Raw genomic sequence first — 5202 nt, 5'->3', positions numbered from 1 at the left:
CCCTACGACGTGTATGTTGTAGGTGCTCACCTCGCTCTGTGGCCCGGGCGCGCTGCGGGGGGATACGCAGGAAGTCCCAGCCGCCCTTCCGCGGCACAACGTGTATGGCCATGGCGAAGCCGGAGCAGAAGGGCGACGCAGCGGCATCCGGTGCGGCTGGGGCAAATGCCGGGGTGATGAACTTTGATAAGCTCCTCAACTACGGGCGGCGTATATCCGCCTCTCTTTTTCGGGTGGCCGGACTATAGTTGCGGCAAGAACGAATGCAACAAAAACAGCCTGCGGGCGTACCGATTCCCCTGTCTCATAACCTTTCCGCTGTGGAAAGGCCATGCTACTGCGCGTCGAAACCCACAAGCGCGGATGCCGCGGCAGGAAATTCAGGAGGACATGCGATGGCCGAAGAATTGAACAGCGTCATCTTGCAGGAGCTGAGGCGGCTTGCCAATGCGGTCGAGCGGCTGGCAGGCCCGGCGCCCGGCGTCAACGACTGGAACGGCGCCGACTGTTTCGTCTGGTCGCCTGCCCGCACGCATCTGCAGCCCGTCGCGCGGCCGAACCGCGTTGCCTTGAAGCTCATCCGCGGCGTCGACCACGTGCGTGACATCCTGCACGAAAACACGGTGCGCTTTGCCGAGGGATTTGCCGCCAACAACGTGCTACTCTGGGGCGCGCGCGGCATGGGCAAGTCGTCGCTGGTCAAAGCCGTGCATGAGGACGTGCGGCGCGAAAGCGGCGTTTCGCTGAAGCTTGTAGAAGTGCATCGCGAGGACATTGCGAGCCTTCCGACCCTGCTTGATATCCTGAAGGAGGTGCCCCATCGCGTCATCGTTTTCTGCGACGACCTTTCCTTCGACCATGACGATACCGCCTACAAGTCGCTCAAGGCAGCGCTTGACGGCGGCATCGAAGGCCGGCCGGACAACGTGCTTTTCTACGCTACCTCCAACCGTCGCCACCTGCTGCCACGGCATATGATGGAGAACGAGCAGTCGACCGCGATCAATCCATCCGAGGCCGTCGAAGAGAAGGTATCGCTTTCCGACCGTTTCGGCCTTTGGCTCGGCTTCCACAAATGCAGCCAGGAAGACTATCTCATGATGATCGACGGCTATGCCGAGCATTTCAAGCTGACGCTCGATCGCAAGAAGATGCATGCGGAAGCGCTGGAATGGGCGACCACGCGCGGTGCGCGCTCCGGCCGTGTCGCATGGCAGTACATCCAGGATCTCGCAGGGCGCATGCGCGTCGCGCTCGCCCGCGACTGAGCCGAGCTACGGCTGCTGCAAAACGACAAAAGCCCGGCGGCCAGCCGGGCTTTTGCACTTCCCCGAGACGCTTTACCTACTCGAGGAAGGTGATCGGATTGACCGGCGAGGCGTCCTTGCGGACTTCAAAGTGGACCTGCGGTTGCTTGACGCTGCCGCTCATGCCCGAGACGGCGACGGTCTGGCCGCGCTGGATCTTCTGGCCGCGGGCGACGCTCAGCGTGTCGGCATTGCCGTAGACGGTCACCGTGCCGTCGTCGTGGCGGATGAGGACGGTGTTGCCGAGCTCCTTCAAGCCGTTACCGGCATAGATGACCACGCCGTTTTCGGCGGCCTTGATCGGCGTTCCCTGCGGCACCGAGATGTCGATACCGTCGTTGCGGCTGCCATTGACGTTCGCGCCGTAAGCGGCGATGACGGCGCCGCGCACCGGCCAGCGATATTTGCCGATGCCGGTCGATTCGGGGGCTGCGGAGGCGACATCGGACTTCTTCTCGACTTCGTCGACAGTCTGCGTTGCGACCGGCGCGTGGTAGGAGGCCGGCTGGGCGGACGCAGTTTCAACTGCGGCCGGAGCAGCAGGCTTCGGCTCGGCCTTGGCCGGGATGGACGCAGTCTTCGTCTGATCGGCGGAACTAGAACCGTTCGGGATCGCCAGTGTCTGGCCGATGCGGATCGAGCTTGCGGAAAGGTTGTTCGCAGCCTTGAGATCATCGATCTTTGTGCCGGTCGCCTTGGCAATCTTGGCCAGGGAATCGCCCGGCTTGACCGTATAAGTGCCGCCGCCTGCATTCGGGTCCTTTCCGGCACCGGCCGCAATCTTGCCCGCGGCAGCATCCGCGCTTGCCTGCGACTTGTCGCGAGCAGCGTTTGCGCCCGGCAACACCGCGAGGTTCTGGTCCGGCGTCTTCGACGGCTGCGGAAGCTTACCGGTCTTGGAAAGGTCGGCGGCCTGCGCGGAAGCCTTGGCAGCATTCCTGCCGCCGTTGAAGGTCGGGATGAGGATCGTTTCGCCCGGCTTGATGGCAGCGGCCGACTTCATGTTGTTGACGCGGAGGATTTCCTTTTCGGGAACGCCGTAGCGGTTGGCCAGCGTTGCCAGATTTTCGCCCGGACGCACCAACACAGTAGGCGCGTTGGCCGCCGACCATCCGGACACCTTCGGAGTCGTGCCCGTCGTCATCGGATCGGGCGCAGCCAGCTTCGGAGCAGCCTGCACCTGGCGGGGCGGCTGGGAGCCGGAGGAAGCTGCCGGGAACGGCTGCGCCATGGCGATCTGCTTTTCGCGCGACGGCGCCGGGGATGCGCCCGTCGGCGCGGCAAGTTCGGTGCGCTGGACAGAAACCGGGGCGGACGCAAGGCGCGCGCTGGAGCTTGTCGTTCCGGTCGCCGCCGGATAAGGCTGGTTCAATGCGTCATTGCTGGCACTATATGAGGGCTGCGCCATTCCGGACTGAAGATCGGCGCTCGGGACCGGATCCCCCTGCGAGCCACTCATGTTCCGCCTCGGTACAGAACCGGTCGTCATCTGATCCTGGCCCGACCCGGCAAAGAGGCCGCCGAAGCGGGTCACATCCGAACTGCAGCCCGTTGCGGTGCTTGCCAGCAAGGTAATAAACAAGAGATTGCCGGCCGGCTTTCCGAACTTTGGCGAAACGCTAAAACGCATGACTCGACCCACTCATAACTCAACCATTCGTGTGTATATTAAAGCGCGTTAGTGTTACCACCCGGTTAAAGCGCTGGAATCAGTGCGATTTTTTTGAGGAATTGATAACCATAGTTTTGCGGGTGAGAAATCATAGCCGCCGGACACACTGGAAATGCTCGCAAAATGGCTTCAGAGCTGGGAAGCCAATCTCGGCACGATGGGCAAATAAGGCACGTCGAAAAGCTCGTCGCGCTCGAAGCGGCTGCCGGTCTTCGTCAGCCGGACCATGCGGCACTGGTCCTCGGAGATCATCAGCGGCGCAATCATCGAACCGCCGGAGACGAGCTGGTCCGCATAAAAGCGCGGCATGGAATTGAATGCGGCCGTCACCAGGATGCGGTCGAAAGTCCCCTCGCCCTGCAGGCCGTTGCTGCCGTCGGCTTGCCGCACGACGATGCTGCGAAGGCCGAGCTGATCCATGCGCCGCTGCGCATTGGCCGTCAGCGTCTTGTAGCGGTCGATCGTCAGCACGCGCTCGGCGATGCGGCCGATGACAGCTGCGGTGAAGCCGCTGCCGGTACCCACTTCGAGCACACGCTGACCGGGCTTGACCTTCAGAAGATGCAGGATGCGGACGGCAAGATCGACGCCTTCCAGGAACGAGCCGCACTCGATCGGGATCGTCCGGGTGGAATAGGCGTCGTCGGAAAATTGCGGCGGCACGAAAAGCGAGCGCGGCGTCTGCTCGACGGCAGTCAGGAGATCGATGTCTGAGATACCCTCCGCCCGCAGCCTCAAGACGAGCGCCGCAAAACCTTCCTTCTCGACCAGCCGTGCCGTCAAAACGTCCTACTCCGTACCTGAAAGCGCCCGCGCCACGCGGTCCTTCACGGAATAATCGGTTAGATCCAGTTTCAAAGGTGTTACCGAAATTTTATTATGCTTCAGCGCGTGAATATCCGTGCCCTCTGCAAAGGCGCCGCCACGCTCGCCGAACTTCAGCCAATAATATGGCAAGCCGCGGCCGTCGGAGCGCGCATCAATCTGCAGGTTGAAGGCGAGCTTGCCCTGGGCTGTGACTTCGGCACCCTGAACATCGGCCGGACGGCAGTTCGGGAAGTTGAGGTTGAGGAAAGTGCCTTCCGGCAGGTCGACCGTCATCAGCCTGTCGAGTAGCGCCGGCGCATGGGCCTCGGCGACCTCCCACGGCACGATGCGCGCGCCGTCGGAATAGCTATAGGCCTGGCTCAGCGCAAAGGAGCGCACGCCTTGCATCGTGCCTTCGATCGCGCCGGCGATGGTGCCCGAATAGGTGACATCGTCGGCGACGTTCGAGCCTGAATTGACGCCGGAAAGCACGAGGTCAGGCTTGATGTCCATCACCTGCTTGATGCCCATGATGACGCAATCCGTCGGCGTGCCGCGGAGCGCGAAATGCTTGTCGGCCACCTGACGCAGACGAAGCGGCTCCGAAAGGCTCAGCGAATGAGCCAGGCCGCTCTGATCCGTTTCCGGCGCGACGATCCAGACATCGTCCGAAAGGGTGCGCGCAATCCGCTCAAGTGCCGCGAGACCTTCGGCATGGATGCCGTCGTCATTGGTGAGCAGAATGCGCATCGCTTCAGGCCGCCCGTTCGATCTTCGTCAAACCGCCCATATAGGGCAGCAGCGCGTCGGGGATAGTCACCGAGCCGTCCTCGTTCAGGTAGTTTTCGAGCACTGCGATCAGGCAGCGGCCGACGGCGGTGCCGGAGCCGTTCAGCGTGTGAACGAACTTCGTGCTCTTGTCATCCTTGCCGCGATAGCGCGCATTCATGCGCCGCGCCTGGAAATCGCCGCAGACCGAGCAGGACGAGATTTCGCGATAGGCGTTTTGCCCCGGCAGCCAGACCTCGATATCGTAGGTCTTGCGCGAGCCGAAGCCCATGTCACCGGTGCAGAGCGTCATCGTGCGGAAATGCAGGCCGAGGCGCTTCAGCACTTCTTCGGCGCAGGCCGTCATGCGTTCATGCTCGGCGATCGAGCTCTCGGCATCGGTGATCGACACGAGTTCGCACTTCCAGAACTGGTGCTGGCGCAGCATGCCGCGCGTATCGCGCCCTGCCGAACCTGCCTCAGAACGGAAAGACGGGGTCAGCGCGGTGAAGCGGAGGGGCAGCTTTTCCTGCTCGAGAATCTCACCCGAGACCAGATTGGTCAGCGTTACTTCAGCCGTCGGGATCAGCCAGCGACCGTCAGTCGTCCTGAAGAGGTCTTCCGCGAACTTTGGAAGCTGTGCGGTGC

Annotated in this window: 5 protein-coding genes; 1 reads left to right on the top strand and 4 read right to left on the bottom strand. The window is 62.5% G+C overall.

Annotated features, from left to right (window positions below):
- Window positions 1–395 precede the first annotated feature (395 nt).
- Entirely contained in the window at window positions 396–1268 is an 873-nt protein-coding gene (locus C9413_RS27335) for an ATP-binding protein (RefSeq protein ID WP_039844718.1), read from the top strand.
- A gap of 76 nt (window positions 1269–1344) precedes the next feature.
- On the opposite strand, the gene C9413_RS27330 is transcribed toward C9413_RS27335, so the two are convergent.
- From C9413_RS27330 to serS, 4 genes are all read right to left on the bottom strand, one after another.
- Window positions 1345–2937, bottom strand: a complete 1593-nt coding sequence (locus tag C9413_RS27330) for a LysM peptidoglycan-binding domain-containing M23 family metallopeptidase (RefSeq protein ID WP_170251161.1) — start codon at window positions 2935–2937, stop codon at window positions 1345–1347.
- Between the two features lie 171 nt (window positions 2938–3108).
- Complete coding sequence (locus tag C9413_RS27325) at window positions 3109–3762, bottom strand: protein-L-isoaspartate(D-aspartate) O-methyltransferase (RefSeq protein ID WP_039844716.1); 654 nt, start codon at window positions 3760–3762, stop codon at window positions 3109–3111.
- Window positions 3763–3768: 6 nt separating this feature from the next.
- A complete protein-coding gene (gene surE, locus C9413_RS27320; RefSeq protein ID WP_039844715.1) occupies window positions 3769–4536 on the bottom strand; it encodes a 5'/3'-nucleotidase SurE in 768 nt (255 codons plus the stop codon).
- A gap of 4 nt (window positions 4537–4540) precedes the next feature.
- The coding region (serS, locus tag C9413_RS27315) for a serine--tRNA ligase (RefSeq protein ID WP_170251160.1) at window positions 4541–5202 on the bottom strand (662 nt) is incomplete at its 5' end.

This window comes from Rhizobium sp. SEMIA 4085 (assembly GCF_013004495.1).
GTDB classification, from domain to species: domain Bacteria; phylum Pseudomonadota; class Alphaproteobacteria; order Rhizobiales; family Rhizobiaceae; genus Rhizobium; species Rhizobium gallicum.
This window is presented reverse-complemented; position numbering and strand designations above follow the sequence as displayed.